The 21,577-nt window shown below is 70.9% G+C and carries 22 protein-coding genes, 1 tRNA gene and 1 pseudogene; 10 read left to right on the top strand and 14 right to left on the bottom strand.

The genetic code is table 11. The annotated features are described in order from the left end of the window. The 3 genes from ACFYPM_RS01520 to ACFYPM_RS01510 are packed head-to-tail and all read right to left on the bottom strand — an operon-like array spanning position 1 to position 2,163. Complete coding sequence (locus ACFYPM_RS01520; protein WP_387190043.1) at positions 1–1,101, bottom strand: glycosyltransferase family 9 protein; 1,101 nt, start codon at positions 1,099–1,101, stop codon at positions 1–3. A gap of 7 nt (positions 1,102–1,108) precedes the next feature. Next, complete coding sequence (locus ACFYPM_RS01515) at positions 1,109–1,660, bottom strand: Hsp20/alpha crystallin family protein (RefSeq protein ID WP_387190040.1); 552 nt, start codon at positions 1,658–1,660, stop codon at positions 1,109–1,111. After that, complete coding sequence (locus tag ACFYPM_RS01510; RefSeq protein ID WP_357251767.1) at positions 1,660–2,163, bottom strand: DUF2231 domain-containing protein; 504 nt, start codon at positions 2,161–2,163, stop codon at positions 1,660–1,662. The genes ACFYPM_RS01515 and ACFYPM_RS01510 overlap by 1 nt, the downstream gene beginning before the upstream one ends. Before the next feature lie 168 nt (positions 2,164–2,331). Between ACFYPM_RS01510 and ACFYPM_RS01505 the strand changes: the two genes are divergently transcribed. Next, positions 2,332–2,949: a pyridoxamine 5'-phosphate oxidase family protein gene (locus ACFYPM_RS01505; RefSeq protein WP_387190037.1), complete on the top strand. Its 618-nt coding sequence runs from the start codon at positions 2,332–2,334 to the stop codon at positions 2,947–2,949. A 122-nt stretch (positions 2,950–3,071) separates the two neighbouring features. Here the strand turns inward: ACFYPM_RS01505 and ACFYPM_RS01500 are convergent, their stop codons facing one another. Together ACFYPM_RS01500 and ACFYPM_RS01495 are read right to left on the bottom strand one after the other, a co-directional pair. Next, positions 3,072–3,401 carry a hypothetical protein gene (locus ACFYPM_RS01500; protein WP_387190034.1) on the bottom strand — a complete coding sequence of 110 codons (330 nt, stop codon included), beginning with the start codon at positions 3,399–3,401 and terminating at the stop codon, positions 3,072–3,074. A gap of 663 nt (positions 3,402–4,064) precedes the next feature. Continuing rightward, positions 4,065–4,910, bottom strand: coding sequence for an SGNH/GDSL hydrolase family protein (locus ACFYPM_RS01495; protein ID WP_387190031.1), 846 nt, complete (start codon positions 4,908–4,910; stop codon positions 4,065–4,067). A 288-nt stretch (positions 4,911–5,198) separates the two neighbouring features. On the opposite strand from ACFYPM_RS01495, the gene ACFYPM_RS01490 reads away from it, so the two are divergent. From ACFYPM_RS01490 to ACFYPM_RS01480, 3 genes are all read left to right on the top strand, one after another. Continuing rightward, the gene (locus ACFYPM_RS01490; RefSeq protein WP_355027340.1) at positions 5,199–5,594 is read left to right on the top strand and encodes a helix-turn-helix transcriptional regulator; all 396 of its coding nucleotides are present in this window, start codon (positions 5,199–5,201) and stop codon (positions 5,592–5,594) included. A 66-nt stretch (positions 5,595–5,660) separates the two neighbouring features. After that, on the top strand, positions 5,661–6,557 hold the full coding sequence (locus ACFYPM_RS01485) for an aminopeptidase (protein WP_387190028.1): 897 nt from the start codon (positions 5,661–5,663) through the stop codon (positions 6,555–6,557). Between the two features lie 461 nt (positions 6,558–7,018). After that, complete coding sequence (locus ACFYPM_RS01480) at positions 7,019–7,747, top strand: ALF repeat-containing protein (RefSeq protein WP_387190025.1); 729 nt, start codon at positions 7,019–7,021, stop codon at positions 7,745–7,747. Positions 7,748–7,824: 77 nt separating this feature from the next. Here the strand turns inward: ACFYPM_RS01480 and ACFYPM_RS01475 are convergent, their stop codons facing one another. Beyond that, a complete protein-coding gene (locus tag ACFYPM_RS01475) occupies positions 7,825–8,457 on the bottom strand; it encodes a hypothetical protein (protein WP_387190023.1) in 633 nt (210 codons plus the stop codon). A gap of 146 nt (positions 8,458–8,603) precedes the next feature. Between ACFYPM_RS01475 and ACFYPM_RS01470 the strand changes: the two genes are divergently transcribed. From ACFYPM_RS01470 to ACFYPM_RS01460, 3 genes and pseudogenes are all read left to right on the top strand, one after another. Continuing rightward, on the top strand, positions 8,604–9,149 hold the full coding sequence (locus tag ACFYPM_RS01470) for a GNAT family N-acetyltransferase (protein ID WP_387190021.1): 546 nt from the start codon (positions 8,604–8,606) through the stop codon (positions 9,147–9,149). 49 nt (positions 9,150–9,198) lie between these two features. Beyond that, positions 9,199–9,450: pseudogene (locus tag ACFYPM_RS01465) on the top strand (XRE family transcriptional regulator); the annotation flags it as partial. Positions 9,451–9,525: 75 nt separating this feature from the next. Continuing rightward, on the top strand, positions 9,526–9,870 hold the full coding sequence (locus ACFYPM_RS01460; protein WP_387190019.1) for a hypothetical protein: 345 nt from the start codon (positions 9,526–9,528) through the stop codon (positions 9,868–9,870). 113 nt (positions 9,871–9,983) lie between these two features. Here the strand turns inward: ACFYPM_RS01460 and ACFYPM_RS01455 are convergent. Next, positions 9,984–10,057 (bottom strand) — tRNA-Thr (locus ACFYPM_RS01455). Positions 10,058–10,200: 143 nt separating this feature from the next. Here ACFYPM_RS01455 and ACFYPM_RS01450 point away from each other — a divergent pair. Continuing rightward, positions 10,201–11,937: a metallophosphoesterase family protein gene (locus tag ACFYPM_RS01450; protein ID WP_387190017.1), complete on the top strand. Its 1,737-nt coding sequence runs from the start codon at positions 10,201–10,203 to the stop codon at positions 11,935–11,937. 13 nt (positions 11,938–11,950) lie between these two features. Here the strand turns inward: ACFYPM_RS01450 and ACFYPM_RS01445 are convergent, their stop codons facing one another. From ACFYPM_RS01445 to tmk, 6 genes are all read right to left on the bottom strand, one after another. Then, the gene (locus ACFYPM_RS01445; RefSeq protein WP_387190014.1) at positions 11,951–12,790 is read right to left on the bottom strand and encodes a stage 0 sporulation family protein; all 840 of its coding nucleotides are present in this window, start codon (positions 12,788–12,790) and stop codon (positions 11,951–11,953) included. Between the two features lie 274 nt (positions 12,791–13,064). Further along, the gene (locus tag ACFYPM_RS01440; protein ID WP_387190011.1) at positions 13,065–13,745 is read right to left on the bottom strand and encodes a hypothetical protein; all 681 of its coding nucleotides are present in this window, start codon (positions 13,743–13,745) and stop codon (positions 13,065–13,067) included. Beyond that, positions 13,745–14,050, bottom strand: coding sequence for a hypothetical protein (locus tag ACFYPM_RS01435; RefSeq protein ID WP_387190008.1), 306 nt, complete (start codon positions 14,048–14,050; stop codon positions 13,745–13,747). The genes ACFYPM_RS01440 and ACFYPM_RS01435 overlap by 1 nt, the downstream gene beginning before the upstream one ends. A 1-nt stretch (position 14,051) precedes the next feature. Beyond that, positions 14,052–14,381 carry a YbaB/EbfC family nucleoid-associated protein gene (locus ACFYPM_RS01430; protein WP_355027350.1) on the bottom strand — a complete coding sequence of 110 codons (330 nt, stop codon included), beginning with the start codon at positions 14,379–14,381 and terminating at the stop codon, positions 14,052–14,054. Positions 14,382–14,503: 122 nt separating this feature from the next. Then, entirely contained in the window at positions 14,504–15,784 is a 1,281-nt protein-coding gene (locus ACFYPM_RS01425; RefSeq protein ID WP_387190005.1) for a DNA polymerase III subunit delta', read from the bottom strand. Beyond that, positions 15,784–17,847 carry a dTMP kinase gene (tmk, locus tag ACFYPM_RS01420; RefSeq protein ID WP_387191414.1) on the bottom strand — a complete coding sequence of 688 codons (2,064 nt, stop codon included), beginning with the start codon at positions 17,845–17,847 and terminating at the stop codon, positions 15,784–15,786. The genes ACFYPM_RS01425 and tmk overlap by 1 nt, the downstream gene beginning before the upstream one ends. A gap of 344 nt (positions 17,848–18,191) precedes the next feature. Here tmk and ACFYPM_RS01415 point away from each other — a divergent pair, with 344 nt between their 5' ends. Next, the gene (locus tag ACFYPM_RS01415) at positions 18,192–19,397 is read left to right on the top strand and encodes an amino acid deaminase/aldolase (RefSeq protein WP_387190003.1); all 1,206 of its coding nucleotides are present in this window, start codon (positions 18,192–18,194) and stop codon (positions 19,395–19,397) included. Between the two features lie 13 nt (positions 19,398–19,410). On the opposite strand, the gene ACFYPM_RS01410 is transcribed toward ACFYPM_RS01415, so the two are convergent. Next, on the bottom strand, positions 19,411–20,013 hold the full coding sequence (locus tag ACFYPM_RS01410; protein ID WP_387191412.1) for a TetR family transcriptional regulator: 603 nt from the start codon (positions 20,011–20,013) through the stop codon (positions 19,411–19,413). 226 nt (positions 20,014–20,239) lie between these two features. Between ACFYPM_RS01410 and ACFYPM_RS01405 the strand changes: the two genes are divergently transcribed. Then, entirely contained in the window at positions 20,240–21,556 is a 1,317-nt protein-coding gene (locus ACFYPM_RS01405) for a D-arabinono-1,4-lactone oxidase (RefSeq protein ID WP_387190000.1), read from the top strand. Positions 21,557–21,577: the final 21 nt, after the last annotated feature.

Below are 21,577 nucleotides of genomic sequence, written 5' to 3'. Positions count from 1 at the left end.
CTACGGGGTGAGCAACTCCCGGGCGGCTTCCAACACCTCGATCACCGGAACGTCGGCGACGAACGAGTCCCGATGCGGGCACTCACCGTCGCCGGGCCGGTGCGGATAGATGCCCGGTGTGCAGTCGACCCCGCAGACCGGGCAGTGCACCGTCCACGAGCTGATCGGCCGGTGCCGGCCCCGCAGCGGGCTGGCCCCGTTGATCAGGTTGCCCACCCAGAAGATGCCCACCGTGGGCGCGCCCACCGCGGCGGCCACGTGCAGCGGGCCGGTGTCGTTCGAGATGACCAACGCGCAGTCGGCGTAGCAACCGACCAGCCCACCCAGGCTGAGCGTGCCCACCTGTGGGCGCACCGGCACCCGAGCCGCGACGACGACCCGGTCCACCACCTCCTGCTCGGCGGGCGTGCCGGTGACCAGCACCTCGTAGCCGTCCTCGTGCAGCGCACGCGCCACCTCGGCGAAGTGCTCGGCGGGCCAGCGGCGGCGGTTGTCGGTGGCGCCCGGGTGCAGCGCCACCCGGCGCCGGTCCGCCGAGCCGAGCACCCGGGCGGCCTCGGCCCGATCGGCGTCGGTCACCGCGAGCGTCGGCGTGATGGTGGTGGCCGGCGCTCCCACCAGCCCCACCACCTCCAGATAGCGGATCACCTCGTGCTGGTAGTAGACGTAGCGGAGCCACCGGTCCAGCGGCGGCGCGTCGTCGGCGCGCAGGCCGACGGTCACCCGGGCGCCGAGGCGACTGATCAGCGGGTTGGAGTTGGCGCCACCGCCGTGGATCTGCACCGCCAGGTCGAACCCGGTCGCGGCGGCCAGGAAGTCGTCGATCGACGACTCCGACTCGCCGGGCTCGGCAGCACGGATGCCGGGCGCGGGCGGCACCACGAGCACCCGGTCCACCGGGCCCGGCCGGTCGCGCAGGAGCTTCGCGTGCCACGGCGCTCCGAGCAACACGATCTCCGCCCCGGGGTACGCGGCACGCAACGCGTCCAACGCCGGCAGGGCGAAGATCAAGTCGCCGAGGGCGTTGGCGCGCAACACCGCGATGCGGTGCACGTCTTCGACGCGCCCGGCCGTCGGGCCGAGCAGGGACTGAGTGACCACGCAGCAGCTACGTTCGGTCGACCTCGCCGGCGGTGTCCGGGCGGTGCAGCTCCCGGTCCGCGGCGGGGTCGGCCGGCATCGGCGTACCAGCGGAGAGGTCGCCGGAGCGCGGCCCGGTGCGGCCGACGGTGATGGTGCGCGGCGCGGGTCGGGTCGCCCGGGGCAGGCGGACCCGGAGCAGGCCGTGGTCCATGACCGCGTCGATGGCCTCCGGGTCGGCGCGCGAGGGCAGGTTGATGCGGTATTCGAAGCCTCGCGTCTCGAAGCCGCCGGGAATGCCCTGGTCGGCGTTGACCTCCGCCTCGGAGCGGGCCCGTACGCACAGTTCGAGGTCGTCCAGTTCCACCGCCACCTCCTCCGGCGCCACCCCGGGCAGCCGGACGACGGCCTCCCAGCCGTCGGCGGTCTCGGTCAGCTCGACGTCGGACGCCCCGGCCCGGCCACCGACCAGGCGGCTCAGCTCGGCGCGCAGGGACTGCAACTCCCCCATCGGATCCCAGCCCTGCTGCCGACCACCCCGCCAGCCCCGACCGAATCCGCCGTTCTGCTGCTCGTCCATCACACCTCTCCGATCCGCTGCGTGGCCGTGGGCGGCCGTAGTGAGCTGGGCGCATCCAGGCCGGCGTCCCGGTCGACGCCCACACCGAGCCGGTCGACCAACTCGCCGCCCAGCCAGGCGCTGATGCCGAGGATCCCCACCGCGACCACCTCGATGGCGACAAGCGCACCGCCCGCGGCCCGGGAGTCGGCGTTGAGCCGGACGGCCCACACAGCGGCGAAGAGCAGGATCACCGCGACGTTGGCGGCGGCGTGCAGCAGACCCACCCGCTTGGCCCGGGTGCCGGTCGGGATGGCCAGCAGGTCGAACGAGCCGGCCGCCGCCGCGAGGAGACCACCGATCAGGCCGACGGTGATGTTCCAGTACGCGACCTCGCCGAGCAGGTCGGGGCCACCGACGGTGTCGACCACGTCGAACAGCACCGCCGTGGCCAGCAGCGCGACCGGGAACATGACGAGCATCGGATGGACTGGGTGACCCAGTACCTTGAGTCGGCTCTCCATCTCCGGGCCCTCCACGTGTCGGCGTCCTGCGGAACGGTTCTCGTGCGGCGGGCGCGTCGGGTGAGGCCCTACCCCCGGCGACCGGGCACAAACCTCACCCTGGTCACGGCGGCCTAGGCTGACAAGCGGCGGTGCCCGCCAACGGGTCAACGCCTGAGGGAGGATCACGTGACGGTGGAGATCACTTCGCACGAGGAGCTTCGCGACCTGCTCGGGGTGCCGAGCGCACGGGCCGCCAACAAGGATCGCCGTCGCCTGCACGAGCGGGACCGCGAGTGGCTTGCCGCCTCGCCGTTCTGCCTGCTGGCCACCGCTGGCGCGGACGGCAGCTGCGACGTCTCACCCAAGGGCGACCCGGCCGGCTTCGCCCTGGTGCTGGACGACACGACGATCGCCGTGCCCGAGCGGCCGGGCAACAGGCGCGCCGACGGTTACCGCAACATCCTGGACAACCCGCACGTCGGGATGCTCTTCCTGATCCCGGGCCGCACCGACACACTGCGGATCAACGGGCGCGCCCGCCTGGTGAGCGACGCTCCCTGGTTCGACGACATGATGGTCAAGGGGCACCGGCCGGTGCTCGCCGTGGTGGTGGAGATCGAGCAGATCTTCTATCACTGCGCGAAGGCGTTCCTCCGGTCCGCGCTGTGGCAGCCGGAGACCTGGCAGCCCGACCTGCTGCCGTCCCGCGCCCGCCTGATCAAGGAGGTCGAGGCGCCGGTGGAGAGCCTGCGGGACCTGGAACGGCACTACGGCCCGGAGTACGCCAAGAACATCTACACCTGATGCCGTCAGCCTACGATCACCGGGGGTCACGGTGGCCGCGTTGCAGGCTGGATTGGCACGGCGTTGGCTGGAGTATCGCCTGATCGTGCTTGAGGAAGACCTGAGCTTCGGTCAGGCCCGGGTCAGCAGCCGATGCTCATCAGGTCGGGAGTGTCGTCGTCACCACCACCGGGCGGCGTGTCGGTGCCCCGGTCCTGATAACCACGCCAGTACGCCTGCTGGGGTGCCCGGGCCACCGAGATGACCACGACCTTGATGCCGCCGGCCAACTGTCGGCTGTTGACGATGACGGCGGCGACCGAAGCGGCGGCGGCAATGGCCCCAACGGCGAAGGCTCGGCCGGACACCGCGCCGTCCCAGTCGATCGCGGCGAGCAGCACGGTGGCCAGCCAGCAGAGTCCGGCGACGGCGATGACGACATTCGCGGCCTTTGACTGAGTGCGAGTATCCACGAAGGGCTCCGATCTGCGCTGGGGCGGCGGTACGAGGGGATCTGAGGTCGGGTCACCTCCAGCCGGGCGCACACCGGGCGGCTGGCATCGGTCACGCCACCCGTCACACGGCGGGTGCGCCACATCAGGCCGGGCGGGGGCCAGGTCCGGTCCTGCCACCTACGGGACATCGGAGCGGGGCAGCAGTCGGCAGAGACGCTGCGCGAGGGACGGAACGAACGCAGCGACCAGGATGCTCGGCGGGCGCGCGGCGCGGTCACCGTGCCGCCCACCCCCGGCGCCCGGGCATCGGAACGACGGCGCACCGCGAGGGCTGGGGTCACACCAGGCCGCGGCGGCGATGCCACACCGGCAGGGGCGATGCCACCCTGGTCGAGCCACATGCAGCCTCCCCCCGGTAGGCGTCGTCCCGATCCACGTGAGGTACGGAGCTGCCGCACTGACCTGCCGGGATTGGGCCGGAGGAAAGCTCGGCAGATAAACATGATCTCGCACCCGTCCAGCCGAAGCGAGCCCACTGCACGGACACACGCTTTCGTCAGCGGGCTGGTTGCGCTCATCGACCAACGACGAAGCCGGCCCTACCCAGGATGGGCAGAGCCGGCAGAAGGTGGTCGCTGCCCGGTGGCGCGTCGGGTCACCGCGGTGACCGGACCCGCCTCATCAGTTGAGGTTCATCCTGGCGCAGGGAACCCAGTTGCCGACCGGGTAGCCCGGCCGCCGGCCCACCAACCCGCACGGCAGCGGTGCCGTCGGGAGGCCCAGCCGGGGTGCGATGGTGTTGAATGCCAGCCGACCCATCACGGTGTAACCGCCCGGCGTGGGGTGCACGCCGCACTGGTCCAGATAGCCTTCCGGGATGGGCTGGTAGTCGACGAAGTTTGGTACGCGGCGGCCGTACTCGTCGATCACCTTGATGCTGCGGTAGATCGCGTCGTTGACCTTGGCTTCGCTCGTCGGGAGCCAGGCGGGACTTGGACCGGGTGGGGTCGTGCAGCCGTCGGTGCCGTGCCCGGAGCTGTACTGCACCCAGGACGGGTACATGAGCACGTCCGGGTCCAGATCCAGCGCGGTGTCGAAGAGCGCGCGGTAGGTGCTCTCGAAGGCGGCGATCTGCGCCGAGGTGGCGTTCGACAGGTTGTCGTTGGTCCCGCAGTTCAGCAGGATCACGTCGGGCTGGTGCGTGGTGACCAGACCCGCCATCCGCGACGACCAGTAGTTGCAGGTGGTGCCTCCGGCGGCGGCGACGACAAACTCGTACGGTTGGCAGAACTGACCGAACAGCCACCCCAACTCCTCGCGGTAGCCGACGGTCGTCGATGCGGTCATCGTCGCGCCCGCGGTGATCGAATCACCCACGGTCATGATCTTCACCGTGGGTCGCGCCGGCTCCGGGCAGGCGGCGGCAGCCGCGGCCTGGGCGGCGACCGGTGTCCCCGACGGAATGGACAGGCCGATCGCCACGAGGACAAGGGCGGTGGCGCTCACCAACACCGGACGTAGTTTCATCAATTCTCCCCCGTCACGCACGCGGCGACCCGCTCGCCACAACCAGGTCTGGCACTGCCAGTGCCATTCATGGCACTGACGGTACCGCGTCCACCACTCAGTGCCAAGTGCGGCAATGGCACGTACTTTCGGTTCATGGTGTTCGATCTTTGTTGACAGCGCTGCTCTCCGTAATCGCAGCAGGAAGCGGCCCTTCAAGCCACCTCGCCGGCCAGCAGCCGGAGCCGAATCTGGCACTGCGCTCGGGTCCGGCAACGGAGTCCCACATGCGGCACTTACGATCACCCTGTGTCAGCGAGTGCCAGCCAAGATCCCCGCGTCATCGCGTTCGCGCGGTTCATCAAACGCGCCCTCGACGAGGCCGTCCGAGAACGCGCCATGTCCATCGAGGACGTCGAGCAGCGGACCGGCATCGGCCGATCGACGATCTACCGATGGCGCCGGGCCGAGATAGCCAACCCGCAGCGCACCCAGGTCCAGCAGTTCTGCGACGGCCTCGGCATCCCGCGCTCGGTGGCCTCGCAGATACTGGGCTGGGACGGCGCGCCGCCATCACCCACGCCCGACCCGAGCACTGACCCGGACCTGCGGGCGGTCGCACGCATCCTGATGGATCCAAACGTCTCGGCGGAGGAGAAGACCGTCATCCGAGCGACGCTGCAACACCTGGCCCGCCGAAGGTAGCCCCGGTCAACGGGTGGGTCTGCCGCCGGACTACGCACGTCCGACTTACGTGTCAGGATCTCGGCCATGCGCCTTCCGATCGGCCTGCTCGTCGCATCCGTCGCGGGCGGCCTACTCTCGGCTGCGGCGGCGCTGCTCGCCATGCCAGCCGCGTCGATGCAATTCGGCCTGGTCATGCTGCTCGCACTGCTCGGCTACGTCCTGCTGGATCGCGGCCCGCGCCGGATGCGGTGGGCCGTCGCCGCCGGTGTCGTGCTCCTCGCCGTGGTGGCGGCCAGGAGACTGCTCTGGCATCAGGAGCAGGTCGTCGACGTGGGCTGGGTGACCTACGGGCCAGCGGCGGCAGAGACGTCCAACCTGGGGCCGTGGCGCGAGTCGATCGACAGGCAATGGCTCGCCGCGCTTGGCGTGGCGCTCGGCGTTGTCTGTCTCGCGGTCGGCGTGGTGGCACTACCGTCCCGCGGCAGACGGCGGGGTGTGGCGACGGCGGCCGTCGCGCTGCTGCTGCTCGCCTGGTTCGGGCTGGACTCGACCCGGGAGTTCGTCGACTATCCGCTGCCGGACCTGCTCGGGACGGTCTGGCCGGCGCTGCTCGCCACCCTCGTGTCCATCGGGGCACTCGCGCTGTCCGGAGGGCGGGCCGACCGCCGTTGGCTGCTCCCGGTGGGGTTGTTCCTGCTGTCCCTCACAACGGCGGACGCGTACTCGGATCTCGCCGGCGTGTGGTCCGGGTGGTGGGAGATGGCCCACCCTGACCAGAGCGCCTTCCTGGTATTGGGGATGGCGGTGAGCACGTCACGGGACGACTCCCTTGAGGTGTCGTCGGCCGTGGAGACGGCGGTCGCGCTCGCCGGGGCGGGGTTGGCGGCCGTCGGCGCGCTGCGCAGTTCCCGCGAAGCCACGGATCGGCCGGACGTCCCGCTGACCGGCCACGAAGACCCGGACAAAACCCCCCCGGCATAAGGCACCTCGACCAACGCTGTTGATCACGAGGGTACGGACATCAGCGCCGTCGCGTCAGGCGGAATGACTCGTTCGTCAACCGATCCTGCATCGCGATCTTGCACTTTCTGCCCCGACATTAGGGTGCATTACTGCTTAAATCGGCGACAGGGAGTGCAAGATCGGCGCGATTCTCCTGCTCGACGTGTCTTGATTTACAAGCTCTGACAGTCAGCAGCGGGTTGAGCCGTCGGCCACAGCCCTAACGCAACGCCGTTGGTATGGACATCAGCCTCTGGCTCTTCCTACCGAACCCTTGGTCCCATTGGGTCAACCCATGACTGCGAAGCGTAACCATGGTCCGTCCTTTTTGCGGGGCGGCCTTCCTCATTGCATGGTCCACAGCAGCCACCGCTTCTTGCGCTCCTGCTCGCCGTCGGTAACATCTCCATGTTTTGATCTATTACGGGGAGAGAGCCAACATGCGATTGAAGTATCCGGCCGGCGCCCTCATAGCGCTGGCGCTGCTGATTCCGGCCGCACCGGCGGCGGCTCAACCACCATCGCCCTGGCTGAACGCGGCCTGCCAGACAGTCGAGCGCAAGGTGTACAAGGACATCCGCGAGCTTGTCAAAATCGATCTGGACACCGCCACCGTTGTCCAGGTGCGGGTGCTGGCCTCTCAGATCCTGGCAGCGGCAGGCAAAGACAATCTGCCCACGCTGCAGGACGCACTCCAGAAGCCGCTGGATGGCACCTCGGCAGAGCTGCGGGCCTTCCTCAAGTCGGACGTTTACACGGCCTGGTCAGTGGCTCTGCGGATCGCGGTGAACCAGACGCTGACGGGCGCTGGCACCAACGCGCGGGAGGCCGCGCAGAAGACGCTCGCCACCGATTCCGTCGACACCTACCTGGCTTACCTGAACAACGACCTGTACACCGCACGTACGGCTGACTGCGCGTCTCAGCCCACGCCGACGCCCGGTGCCACGTCCAGTGCCACGCCGAGCGCGACGACCAGCGCGACGACCAGCGTTGCAGCGACCCCGACGTCCTCCGCCAGTGGGGCCGCTGCCGGCGGTGACGGCGGCGGGCTGCCCGTGACGGGCGCCAACACCATGATCGTGGCCAGCATTGGCGCTGCCCTTCTGCTCCTCGGCGGCGCGGGCTACCTGATCGGACGCCGACGCCGTGCCCGCTTCGTGGCATAACTAGTTCATCGCGCCCGGCTCGACGATTCGTCGAGCCGGGCGCGATCGGCGCCGGTCGCGCCAAGGCCGGAAAGTGTTCAGAAACGCCCGCTGATGGAGGCCGCGATAATCCACCGGACGTCCGATTCGGAGATCTGGTATGGAGCTGGCGGAGGCCACCACAGCAGGACGAAGTACATCCTGTTGCGGATCCACTCCGCCTGCTGAACGCCCTCGCCGCTGACCGTTCGGTAGACGCGAACCTCAACGCCCTTGATACGCAGATAATCCGGCGCGACATCGTCCACGCGATCCGGCAACGTCGTGATTGCGGGATCCCGGAAGAGACTCAGGGAGCGACCGCCGCGGTAGGTGGAAGCTAGTAACGTGTCTTTGATGTCCGACTGATATGCCCCGTTGAATGGCTTCTCGCGGCTCTTGACGAAGCGCTTCGCAGGCTCCAGGGTTGCGATTAAAGTCGCGGCGGTGGAGGCCGCCGGTCCAGGCGTCGTCGACGCAGCCGTGGGGGCCGCTGGCTGGGGCGGCGGCCGTGACTCCGGCGGACGATTCGACGGCGCGGCATCGAAGCCCAGGAGGACCGCGACGGCAGCACCGACCATCAGCAGGGTGCTTCGCCCGCTGCGGGGTGGCTCGCCGTACGTCAGGATGGTGGAGCCGTCAGGTGACCCAGTGGTGGCGGCGTCCCGCGGCGCAGGCTGCATGAGGGCCATATTGGCAGCACGCCGCAGCCGCGGTGGTCCGCACGACGGATCGGCGCCGGTCCGTGTGCTGGTCTGCGGCGGGGCTACTGCGCCCAGAGCGCGGTGACTCTCGCACGCTGATGTTTCCGATGGTGCGATACGCGATACTTCCCGTCATGATCCGCCATGACCTTGTGGAGATCCGGCAGATCTCCCACCCGTCCGAGATCAGTGCCCGCCAGATACGCGAGCTGGTCGGATGCTGGATCGCGGTGGCGAACCTGGGCGGTGCCGTCGGTTTCGCGTTCCCACCCGTCGGATCGGAACAGGTGGCTCCCGTGGCTGAGCGCCTCATCGCCGACCTTGAGCCTCAGCGCAGCAGGCTCCTGCTGGCGGTGGTCGACGGGACACTGGCAGGCTGGCTGCACCTGTCCCGTCACGAGGACCCGCTCGTGGCTCACTGGGGCACCGTCAACCGCGTCCAGACACATCCCGACCACCGAGGTCGCGGGATCGGCGCAGCGATGATGCACCGGGTCCGGCAGATCGGCCGCGACGAGATAGGGCTTGAACAACTGCGCCTGTGCGCGCGAGGCGGGGCCGGCCTGGAAGACTTCTACGGTCGACTCGGCTGGAAGGAGATCGGCCGGTGGCCCGGGGCGCTGCGGTTTGGCGAGGGTGATGACCGGGACGAGATCCTGATGATCCTCGCGCCGCTGTGACGTGTTCTGAGCACGGTCAACGGCGCCGCTCGCGTGGGTCCCTTTCGGACGGCAAGCGGTCACCCGGCCTCAGCTACCCGCCGTCCTCGGTGGTATGGCCGGCCGTAGCGCCGACTGGATCAAGGCCCTGGAATCCGGCCGGCTGCTCACTGCGCGGCTGCCGATGCTGCTGCGCCTGGCCGGAGTCTTCGACATCGTGCGCCTGGCCGAGCTGACCGGCGACCAGTCGCTGCCGGTCGCGTCGGTGACCCGAGCCGAGCACCCGGCTGCGGATAGCGTCGCCGCCGCCGTGCAGCGCGCCACCGTCACCGCCAGTGACTCGGCACCCGATAGCGTCTAGCAGCGACGTTCCCGCGAGCATCACTAGACTGGCCGGGTGACACACCCAGGCGCCGACATACCGATCGTTGACGTGCGCATCGAGCGAGTGGGCGATCAATACAGCGTCTACCTGCGTCGGCCCGACGGTGAGCTGACCGTGAAACACGGGGCCGATGTCCCTGGCGGCCTTCGCCATCCTGGGGACGTGCTGCTGCACCTGCTTGCCAACGGGATGCCGATAGAGCAAGCGGCACACCACGTCGAGGAGTTGGCACAGGGCTTCGACGCACAGGCGGAGGTAAACCGGCGGTCGGAAACCGACATGGCGGCGTGGCGGATGGCTGACCACCTGCAGCGCGAGCAGCTCAAGGCGCGGTTTCGGCGAGACCGGCCACGATGAGTGTGAGTAGCTGACGCGGCGGCACCTCGATCTACACTGTTGATCGTGAAGGCATCGAAAAAGGCCTCTGACTCCCGGGCTTCCACCCGAGGCCAGAGGCCCTTTCTTCACCGAGCCGCCTGACGGAATCGAACCGTCGACCTACGCATTACGAGTGCGTCGCTCTAGCCGACTGAGCTAAGGCGGCAACGATCAGCAAGTGTACGGCACCCGGTTGACCCGCACCGAACGGGATCCCCCCGCGCTCCGCGCATCGTCAACCGGACAACGACTGCCAACTGAGCCGTTACCGGACAGCGCCCTGCCGGATCCGGTACTACGCTGCGGCGGGTGAGCGACGAACGCGACGACCGGGCTCCGACGGCCGACGATCATCCCGACGGCGAGCGTGTCCGGCCTCGGCCACGCTCCACCGATCCACTGGAGCTGGGCTTCACCCCGCGCAAGCCGGTGCCGTGGCTGGCACCGTTCCTGCTGATCAGCACCGGCATCCGGACGCTGCTGGCGATCCTCTTCGGCGCCTACCTCGACAAGCGCGAGTTGCAGAACGCCTTCGGCGACGACATCTTCCGCCAGGCGGGACCGGACGGCGGGCTGTGGCTCGACTACGTGGCCGACCTCGGTGACGGCTTCCACGCCACGTACTCGGTCGCGTACCTGCTGGCGCAGCCGGAGCTGACCGTGGACGGACACCGGCTGCCCCGGGCGCAGACCCTGGTGATGGGCGGCGACCAGGTGTATCCGTCGGCGGCCTACGCGGAGTACGAGAACCGGTGCAAGGGGCCCTACCAGGCCGCCCTGCCGCTGACCCCGCCCGAACGCCCCACGCTGTTCGCGGTGCCGGGCAACCACGACTGGTACGACGGACTGACCGCCTTCCTGCGGCTGTTCGTCCGCTCCCGGGACCGCAACTTCGCCGGCTGGCGTACCGGGCAGTCGCGGTCGTACTTCGCCGTGGAGTTGCCGGCCGGCTGGTGGCTGCTCGGCGTGGACGACCAGTCCGGCTCGTACCTGGACGACCCGCAGTTGGCCTACTTCGACGAGGTGGCCCGACGACTCGGCCCGGAGTCGAAGGTGATCCTGGCCGCGCCATCGCCGACCTGGGTCAAGGCCGCCGACAGCCCCGCGGCGTACGACTCGATCGACTACTTCGTCCGGACGATCGTCGACCCGACCGGGGCGCGGGTGCGGCTGTTGCTCTCCGGCGACCTGCACCACTACGCCCGCTACGCCAGCCCGGACCGACAGTTGATCACCTGTGGTGGCGGCGGGGCGTACCTGTACCCCACCCACAAGCTGCCGGAGCGTATCGAGGTGCCGCCACGCGACACGCTGGCCCGCCGGGCCAGCCGCACGCAGCCGTACGACCTGGTGGCCCGCTATCCCGACGCGGCCCGCTCCCGCCGCTACGGCTGGGGCATCTTCGCGCGGCTACCGTTCCGCAACCCTGGCTTCACCACGCTCCTCGGCATCCTGCACACGCTGCTGATGCTGGCCATGGCGGGTGCGACGGCGAACTGGGCCGACAGCACCGATCAGCGACTGTTCAGCGTCCCGCTGGTGCTGATGGTGCTCGTGACGGTGTCAGCGGCGGTGCTGTTCGCCAAGCCGCCCAACGCCAGCGGTAAGCGGCACGCCCGGCACTGGCTTCTCGGCGTCGGCCACGGGGTGGCTCAGGTGGCGATGGCCGCCGGCGGCACCTGGGTCTGGTTGGCGCTGCCGTTCTACGTTTGGCCGTGGCCGCTGCCGGCAGTCGCCGCGACGGTGGTCTACGGGCCGGTGATCGGCCTGGTCGCCAGCCAGTTGGTGGCGGCGTACCTGCTGGTGGCGGGCTCGTGCGGGGTGAACGTCAACGAACTGTTCGCCGGGCAGGGCATCGAGGACGCCAAGGCGTTCCTGCGGTTACGCATCGATCCGGACGGCACGCTGACCATCTACCCGGTCGCGGTGGACCGGGTTTCCCGCGACTGGCAGGTGAACCCCGACCAGTCCCCCACGGCGAGCTGGCTGACCCCGAAGTCACGCCTGACCGCCCACCTGGCCGAACCTCCCATAGTCCTGCCCTGACGGGGAGGTTGTGTCAGGGGGTGTAGTGCTGGTCGTGGGCTTGGCGGGGGGCGCAGACGGAGGCGCGGGAGCAGGAGCAGCGGGAGCCGTCCGCGTCGAGGCGGACCGTCACCGCGTCCCGGGGGACGCTGTGGCCGACGACCCGGCCGTCGCCCTCCGGCGTCGAGACCCGGCTGCCGACCGCCGGGGCGGTCTCCTGAAACCTGGAGTACAGGGGGTGCTCGTACTTGAGGCAGCACATCAACCGGCCACACGCGCCGGAGATGCGCAGCGGGTTGAGGGGCAGGTCCTGGTCCTTGGCCATCCGGATGGTCACCGGCTCGAAGTCGGTGAGGAACGTCGCGCAGCACAGGTCCCGACCGCAGGAGCCGATGCCGCCCTGCACCCGCGCCGAGTCGCGCGCGGAGAGCTGACGTAGCTCGACCCGGCAGTGCAGGGTGGCGCCCAGATCACGGACCAGGGAACGGAAGTCCACCCGGTGCGGGGCGGTGAAGTAGACGGTGCTGCGCTCGCCGCCACTCTCGGCGGAGCCGAGCACGTGGTCGACCGCCACCACCTTCATCGGCAGGCCGTGCGAGCGGATCAGCCGTTTCGCGGCCACCTTCGCCTCGGCCTTACGACGCCGTAACTCCTCGTCCCGGCGCAGGTCGTCGTCGCCGGCGACCCCCACCAGCCGGGGAAAGCCGTCGGTCTCCTCGGTGACCCACTGCGCGGCCCACACGCACTCCGCCACCTCGGGCCCGTCGTCGGTGGGCACCAGCACCTTGTCGCCCACCTGCGGACGAAACTCGCCGGGATCGAGGTAGTAGAGGCGCCCGTACCTGTTGAAGCTGACCGCGCAGAGCATCCCCATCCCCCCACCCTACGACGGATCACCGCAAAGAACGCACCAGCCAATTTCCCAACTGCCATCCATCAGCGTCGACTCGACGGATTGCCGGGCGGCCCGTCGTGCCGTTGCACCTCGCCCGGACGGTTGATTCCGGACCCGGACAGCAGACAAGCACGCCCCGGCGGCGTTGAGTGAAAGGCAGACCTGCGGGGGGTGCAGGGGAAGACCACGGCGTCGCCGTGAGCGCCGGCTCCGGTCCGACGCCCGCGAGCGACGCCGTGGCCCGTGCGAGTGACTACCAGCCGACGCGGGTGGGCTGGTCGTAGTGCGGCCGGCCGGCCACCGGCGGACGCCACGCGGTCTCGGCGAGGCTCGGTGCCCACTGACGCAGTAGTGTCTCCGCACCGTCGTACGCGACGCAGAGCACCGCCAGCACCCGCGCGGCGATCTCCGCCGCGTCGGCCACACCCGGCCCGACCGGCCCGGGGCGAGTCGACGGACCCGGGGCGGTGGCGGCGACCACGGCCACCGCCTCGGCCGAGCGCAGCACGTCGGCCAACGTCCGGGCCAACGCGAGACGACTGCCCTCCACCCAGTCGGCGAGCGCGTCCGCGTAACCGGCTGTGGATTCGAGTCGCCCGACCAGGCTGTCCGGCCCCTCGTCGAGGTGGCGCAGCAGCGCGGCCCGCTGTTGCCCGTACGCGGTGGCTGCCGGGCCGGACCAGAGCACCGAGTCGCTGAGCGCGGCGGAGACGTCGTCGTACCCCCGGACCAGCCGGCGCACCGCGTGCCCGGCGCCGGCCAGCGGCGCGGGGTGCAGGTCGAGGAAGCCGCGGACCGCGTCGCCGGGCAGCACCTGCATCCGGCGCAGCAGCGGCCAGACCCGGTGCCCCTCTCCGACGCCGGCGGCGATCAGCCGGTCCACCCGGCGCAGCAGGTCGAGGCCGGGGTCGGCGAGCCGGTCCAGCGCGTCCATCAGGGCTCCCCGGCGAGCCGGCGGCGGGCTGCCCGGTCGACCTCGGCATAGCGGTCGGCGGCCTCCCGCACGGCCGACGCGGCGGCGGCCAGCCGACCGGCGGCGGTGCGAGCCTCCCGGGCCCGGTCGTCGGTGGCGGTGACCCACTGCCGGTGCAGCGCGCGACCGATCTCGCCGGGGCGGCCCGGAGCGTCGGCACCGAACGCGGCCTGAGCCGGGTCGCTGGCGGTGACGGTCTGCGCGATCGTGGTGAGCGTGGCGCTCGCCTCGTCCAGTCGGGCGGAGAGCGCGCGCAGTGTGTCCATCTCAGGCTCCCGCGAGCGGTCGGTAGGCGGCGAACGTCTCGTTGTGTAGCTTCTCCCGCGCCCACTCGGCGGCGTCGGCGGCCGCGGTGACCGCCGCCTGCACGGAGCCGGCGACGTCCCGTGGGTTGCGGGTGTGCAGTGGGCCGAGGAATCGGACGTGGGTGATCCGCCCGCCGGCGGTGACGACGACCTCGACCAGACCGTCAGGTGACCTGACGGTCACCTCGACGGTGGACACCGCCTGGTCGAACTCCGCCTGGAGCTGCTCGATCCGGCGGTATCGCCGCACCGCCTCCTCGATCCAGGCTTCGTCGATCTCCCCCCGTGGCATCGGCCGACTCCTCCCGGATGAGCCATCACTGAGCGTGCCGCCGCCGTCACCTCGGCACACCGGACCGTACCGCACCACAATCGGGCCTGTCGATGCCTGTGGACAACGCTGGAAGCTGCGGCTCAGCCCTTCCAGAGGGCGAGCATCATCGCCTCGACCGCGATCCGCGGCTTGACGTTCGTCTCGATCGCCGCCCGGCAGGCGAGCACGGCCTCCAGCCGGCGCAGCGACCCCTCGGCGTCCCACTTCTGCGCGCCGGCGCCGGCCAGTGCGGCGGTGTCGGTGTGCACCGGGGCGACGGGCGCGCGCAACGCCATGGTGAGCGCGTCCCGGTAGAAGCCGGCCAGGTCGACGAGCGCCCGGTCCAGTGCGTCCCGCTGGGCACGGGTGGCGCGAGACTTCTGCCGTTTCTCCAGTTCCTTGAGCTGCCCGGCCGCGCCGCGGATCGCACCGGCCGCACCCCGACCGGTGCCGCCCGCGCCGAGCGCGGTCTCCAGCGCCGCCCGCTCGGTCGCATCGGCCGCGGTGACCGACGCCTCGGCTTCCGCTTCGGCCGCCTCGATCAGCGCCGACGCCGCGTCGAACGCCGCGCCGACGCCTGTCAACCGGCGCGGCACCGCGAGCACCGCCTCGCGCCGCTTGCGGGCCTCCGGGTCGCGGGCCAGCCTGCGCGCCCGACCCACGTGCCCCTGCGCGGCCGCCGCCGCCCACCGCGCCACGTCGGGCGCGATCCCGTCCCGACGGACCAGCACCTCGGCCACCGCGTCGGCCGGCGGCTGCCGCAGGGGTACGACCCGACAGCGGGACCGGATGGTCACGGAGATGTCGTCCGGGTGGGTGGACGGGGCGCAGAGCAGGAAGACCGTCCGCGGCGGAGGCTCCTCGATCGCCTTGAGCAGCGCGTTGCCGGCGGCCTCGGTGAGCCGGTCGGCATCCTCGATGACAACCACCTGCCAGCGCCCCCCGGACGGGGTGCTGGCCGCCCGGAGCACCAGTGCGCGCATCTCGTTGACGCTGATGGACAGCCCTTCCGGCACCACGAGCCGGACGTCGGCGTGGGTGCCGCCCATCGTGGTGTGGCAGCCCGGGCACTCGCCGCAGCCGGTGCCGTGCACGCACTGGAGTGCGGCGGCGAACGCCCGCGCGGCGACCGAGCGACCGGAGCCGGGCGGGCCGGTGAAGATCCAGGCGTGCGTCATCCCGGCGGACGGGTCCATCCCGCCTGGGGCGGCAGCGCCGGCCGGGCCGGCGGCCCCGGTCGTCTCGGCGGCACCGGCGGTGAGCAGCGCGGGGGCCCGGTCGGCCGCACCGGCGCGCAGCACGGCAGCCGCGGCGGCGGCGGCCCGGCGCAGGTCGACGACCGCCTCGTCCTGACCGACCAGGTCGGCGAAGACGTCCGGCATCAGGTCTTGTGCTCCATCGTCACCAACTCCGCGTCGGATAACTCGGGCTGCACCGACGTGTCCGGGCCCTGCGCCGGCCGGGGGTGCACGACGCCGCCCGGCTTGCCGAGCATCTCCTCGACCCGGCGGACCACCTGCCGGTTGATCTCCTCGACCGACCGGGACGCGTCGAGCACCAAGTAGCGCTTCGGGTCGGCGGCGGCGAGGTCGAGGAACGCGTACCGGACCCGCTCGTGGAAGGCGACCGACTCGGCCTCCAGCCGGTCGGTGCCGGTGTTGCGCGAGGCCACCCGGGACAGACCGGTCTTCGGCTCGACGTCCAGCAGCACCACCAGGTCGGGCTTGAGCCCGCCGGTGGCCCACGAGGAGAGCCAGGACACCTCGTCGACCGGGAGTGTCCGGCCGGCGCCCTGGTACGCCAGCGACGAGTCGACGTACCTGTCGCTGATCACCACGCCGCCGCGGACCAGCGCGGGCCGGACGACGGTGGCCACGTGGTGTGCCCGGTCGGCGGCGTAGAGCAGCGCCTCGGCGCGCGGTGACGGCGCGTCGTCGCCGGAGGTGTCCAGCACGAGCGACCGGATCCGTCGACCGACACCTGTCGCCCCCGGCTCGCGGGTGACCACGACCTCACATCCGTGGCCGCGCAGCCGCTCGGCGAGCGCGGTGAGCTGGGTGGACTTGCCCGCGCCCTCGCCGCCCTCGAAGACCACGAAGAGCCCGGCGGAGACGAACGGCTCGGCCGGCATCAGCGGACGACCCCGGATGGATCCCCAGAGGTCGGCGAGGACCGGCACGCCCTTCTTGTCGTCCATCTGGCCGAAGGCGCTGATTCCGGCGAAGATGCCGGCGGCACCGGCGGCGAGCAGCAGCAACCGGGTCGACGAGATGGAGATGCCCAGGTCGGCGATTGTCAGCTCGCGGGAGCCGCCGACACCGACCAACACGCTGCTCAGCCCGATGGCCAGGATCAGCACCAACCGGGTGCCGATCTGCACCACCGCGAACACCCGGCCGCGTACCTCGTCGGCCACCTCGCCGCCCAGCAGCGTGGTGCCGGCCAGGAACGCCATGCCGGCGCCAGCGCCGACCAGGACCGCACCGACGATCGCCATGGACAGGTGGATGGCGAAGGCGAGAGTCATCACCGCAGCGCTGGCCAGCACGATGCTCATCCCGAACCACCGCCGCCGGGACATGTCCTTGACGACCATCGGACCGAGCCCGATGCCGAGGGCCAGACCGGCGAACATGGCACCGAAGAGCAGCGAGAACGCGGCGTCGCCAGCGCCGAGCGAGTTGGCGAAGAACTTGGCCGTGCCGACCACGATGCCGCCACCGGCGAACGCGCCGAAGATGCCCAACACCAGACCACGCACCAGCGGGGTCTTGCCGATGTACTTCCAGCCCTCGGCAAACTGCCGGAACATGCTCTGCTCGGCACGCGCGACCTCGCCGCGTTGCGCCTCGCTGATCTCCTTGATCCCGAACGCCACCACAAGTGCGGTGGCGAGCCGGGACAGGGAGTTGATCCAGAGCGCGAGCTGAGCGGGCTCCGCCCAGTTCGGCAGGTCGCCGCCGACGGCTCCACGGACGCCCCGGTCGAGCACGGCCAGGCCGACGGCGGCGGCGATCGGGGTGAGGCCGTACGTGGTGATCAGGGTGAGCTGGTTGGCCGCCTCCAGCCGGGCGCGCGGGATCAGGTTGGGGACCGCGGCCTCCTTGGCCGGGATCCAGAGCAGGGTGAGCGACTCGATCAGGAAAGTGGCGATCAGCGCCCACCCGACCACCAGGCCGCCTGCGGCGCCGGAGAGAGCGTAGAGCGGAATGGAGGCGAAGAGCACGAAGCGCAGCAGGTCACAGATGACCATCGTCCAGCGCCTGTCGAACCGGTCGGCGAAGACGCCGGCCACCGGGCCGAGCACCAGCGCGGGCAGCAGCCGGATCGCGGTGACCCCACCGAACGCGGCGCCCTGGGCGGTGCTGCCCTGCACCTGAGAGGCGGCGAAGAGGGCGGTGGCCAGCAGGCCGAGCCAGTCGCCGAAGGAGGCGGCGCCGAGCACGATCCAGAGCCGCCGGAACGGCCTGATCCGCAGGACCGAGCGGATCGCGGCATAACCGGACGGATCGACCTGGCCGGAGCTGGACTGGTTGGCGGCGTTCCCCGACTGCTCTCCCGAGCGCGACACGCCGTGCGACTCGCCGCCGTTCTGGCTTTCGATGGCCGTACCTCCACGTGCCGGCCCATCGCTGGGCGCCTCCGGTGGAACACTCTAGACCGGGTGGGGGGCGGCCCCACCGATGACATTCTCCTGCTCGCTGAGCCTAGGCCGCCGGAGGCACCGGCCGCAGCCCGGACGTACGCGAGGGTATTTCGCATTTACCGCCGGACAGTTAGCGTGCACACGTGGCCATCGAAAGCGACAAACTTCGCGAGCGCCTGGATCGGGCGACCGCCCACCTCGACCCGCCCTACGCCGTGGTCGACATCACCGCCTTCGACGCCAACTCGGTCGCCCTGGCCGATCGCGCCGCCGGCAAACCGGTCCGACTGGCGAGCAAGTCGGTCCGCGCCCGCGAGTTGATCAGCCGAGCCCTCGCCCGACCGGGTTGGCAGGGCGTGATGGCGTTCACCCTGCCCGAGGCGATCTGGCTGGTCCGGGCCGGAGTGAGCGACGACGTGCTTGTCGCGTACCCGAGCGTGGACCGGGCCGCACTCGCCGAGCTGGCCGCCGACCCGACTCTCGCCACCGCGATCACCCTCATGATCGACGGCACCGGGCAGCTCGACCTCATCGACGACGTCCGCGCCCCGGCGCAACGCGCCGAGCTGCGGCTCTGTCTGGACCTGGACGCCTCCTGGCGACCGCTGCGCGGGGTGCACGTCGGCGTCCGCCGCTCTCCCGTGCACAGCGCCCGGGCGGCCGGCGCGCTCGCCGCCACCGTCGCCGACCGGGCCGGCTTCCGGCTGGTCGGGCTGATGTCGTACGAGGCGCAAATCGCCGGCCTGGGCGACGCGCCGCCGGGGAAGACGCTGCTGGCCGGCGCGATCAGGCTGGCCCAGCGCGGGTCGTACCGCGAGTTGCTGGCCCGCCGGGGCGCGGCGGTGGCCGCGGTACGCGAGCACGCCGACCTGGAATTCGTCAACGGCGGCGGCACCGGCAGCGTGGCCGCGACCAGCGCCGATCCCGCGGTCACCGAGGTCACCGCGGGATCGGGCCTGTACGGGCCGACGCTGTTCGACGCGTACCGCGCCTGGCGACCCACCCCGGCGGCCTTCTTCGCCTGTGCGGTGGTCCGCCGGCCGACGCCGGAGCTGGCCACCGTGCTCGGCGGCGGTTGGATCGCCTCCGGCCCGGCGGCCGACAGCCGACTGCCCCGGCCGTGGCTGCCGGCCGGGCTCAAGCTGGTCGGCACCGAGGGTGCCGGAGAGGTGCAGACTCCGCTGTCCGGCGCGGCGGCGGCCACCCTGCGGGTCGGCGACCGGGTGTGGTTCCGGCACGCCAAGGCTGGTGAGCTGTGCGAACGGGTCAACGAGCTGCACCTGGTCGAGGGGGACGTGGTCGCGGCGACCATCCCCACCTACCGGGGTGAGGGGCAGGCCTTCCTCTGAGGCCCGCGCCGGCTCAGGCCGGCTGGGCCGCCTCGGTCTGCGCAACGGTGGACCGGTCGCTGTCCGGGCCGTCGACCTGGCGGTGCAGGTATTCCCGGATCAGCGCCTTCGCCTCCAGCAGCACCCGCTCGTCACCGTCGGACTTGCGTCGGAACGCGAGCTTGATCAGCGCGTCCGCCGCCTCGACCGCGATCTCCAGGACGAAACGGAGCTTCGGTACGTCGGTGAGCCCGAACCGCTCGGTGAGCACCTGCGCCAACTGGTCGGCGATCACGCCGTTGTTGTCCCGCTGCTCGTCGAGCAGGTGCAGGTCGACCACGTCGCCGAAGTGTAGGGTGCGGAAGCCGGGGACGGTGCGGTGCATCGTGATGTATTCGTCGATCCCCGCGTCGACGCCATCCCACCAGTGGGTCATCTTGTCGGAGGCGAACCGCTCGTCGAGGCGTTGGAGGTAGGACTCCATCGTCCGCAGGGTAAGCGCCTGCACGATCGCCCGTTTGTCCGGGAAGAACTGGTAGACCGACCCGATCGCCACTTCGGCACGCTCGGCGAGCAGGGTCGTGGTCAGCCCCTCGTACCCCACCTCGTCGACGAGCTCGGCGCAGGCATCCAACATGCGCTGGACCCGCGCGACACTTCGACCCTGCACCGGAACGCGGCGCAGCGGCCCGGTCGTGGCGGCTGGTGTGGACACTCGGCGCCACCCCCCTTCGACGGATGAACATATCTCCACGTCACGAGTCCGTGACTACCGGTACAACGAGCGGATCGCAATTGCGGTATTTACCAGGCACAACGTTCCTGATATGAAGTCACTTCATATTCATGAATGAGGAGTGCGCATGGTCGTCACCGCACCGCTCGCCGCTGAATGGTCCAACTGGGCCGGCAACCAGCGTGGCAGCGCCACCGCGATCCTGCGCCCCGGCTCGCCGACAGACGTCGTAGCAGCCGTCCGATCGGCCGCAGCCGACGATGCCCGGATCCGCGTTACCGGCAGCGGCCACTCGTTCACCGCCGTCGCGCTCGCCGACGACCGCCGGATGGAACTGTCCGAGCTGGACAGCATCGTCAGCGTCGACGTCGCGCACCGACTGGTCACGGTACCGGCGGGAATGACCCTGCACGCACTCAACAGCCTGCTCGCCCGGCACGGCCTCGCGCTGCCCAACCTCGGCGACATCGACGCGCAGACGGTGGCCGGGGCGATCTCCACGGGCACCCACGGCACCGGAGCCGGCTACGGGTGCCTGTCCACCTTCGTCGAGGCGATCACCCTGGTCACCGGCACGGGTGAGGTGCTGCGCTGCTCCGCCGACGAGCATCCCGACGTGCTCGCCGCCGCCCGGGTGTCACTCGGCGCGCTCGGCGTCCTGGTCGAGGTGACCCTGCGCTGCGTGGACGCCTTCGTCCTGCGCGCCCACGAACGACCGGCCGAACTGGCCGACGTGCTCGGCGAACTGCCCGAGCTGGTCGGCCGGCACGACCACGTCGAGTTCTACTGGTTCCCGTACACGTCCCGGGTCCAGGTCAAGGCCAACGACCGGGTGCCGGCCAACGACCGGCCGCTGTCCCGCTGGCGCGGTTGGGTGGACGACGACTTCCTGGCCAACCGGGTCTTCGCCGGCGCCTGCCGACTCGGCCGGGCCGTGCCCGCGCTGGCCCCGGGGATCAGCGCGGTCTCCGCCCGCGCCCTCACCGAACGCCGGTACACCGGCCGCTCCGACCGGGTCTTCTGCACCCCGCGCCGGGTCCGCTTCGTGGAGATGGAGTACGGCCTGCCCCGCGAGGCGCTGCCCGAGGCGCTCGCCGCGCTCCAGCGGATCGTGGACGGGCTGCCGTTCAAGGTGCTCTTTCCGGTGGAGGTGCGATTCACCGCCGCCGACGACATCTGGCTGTCGCACGGCTACGGGCGCGACAACGCCTACATCGCCGTGCACCAGTACGTCGGCATGCCGTACGAGCCGTACTTCCGGGCCTTCGAGAGGGTCGCCGCCGGGCTGGGTGGCCGCCCGCACTGGGGCAAGCTGCACTACCGCGACGCCGCCGCACTGGCTGCGGCGTACCCCCGCTTCGCGGACTTCCAGGCCGTCCGCGACCGGCTCGACCCCCACCGTGTCTTCACCAACCCCCACCTGAACCACGTCCTCGGGGCCTGACGGCTCACGTCGGTACGCGCC

The sequence above is a fragment of the Micromonospora sp. NPDC005203 genome (assembly GCF_042872705.1).
Classification (GTDB): domain Bacteria; phylum Actinomycetota; class Actinomycetes; order Mycobacteriales; family Micromonosporaceae; genus Micromonospora.
This window is presented reverse-complemented; position numbering and strand designations above follow the sequence as displayed.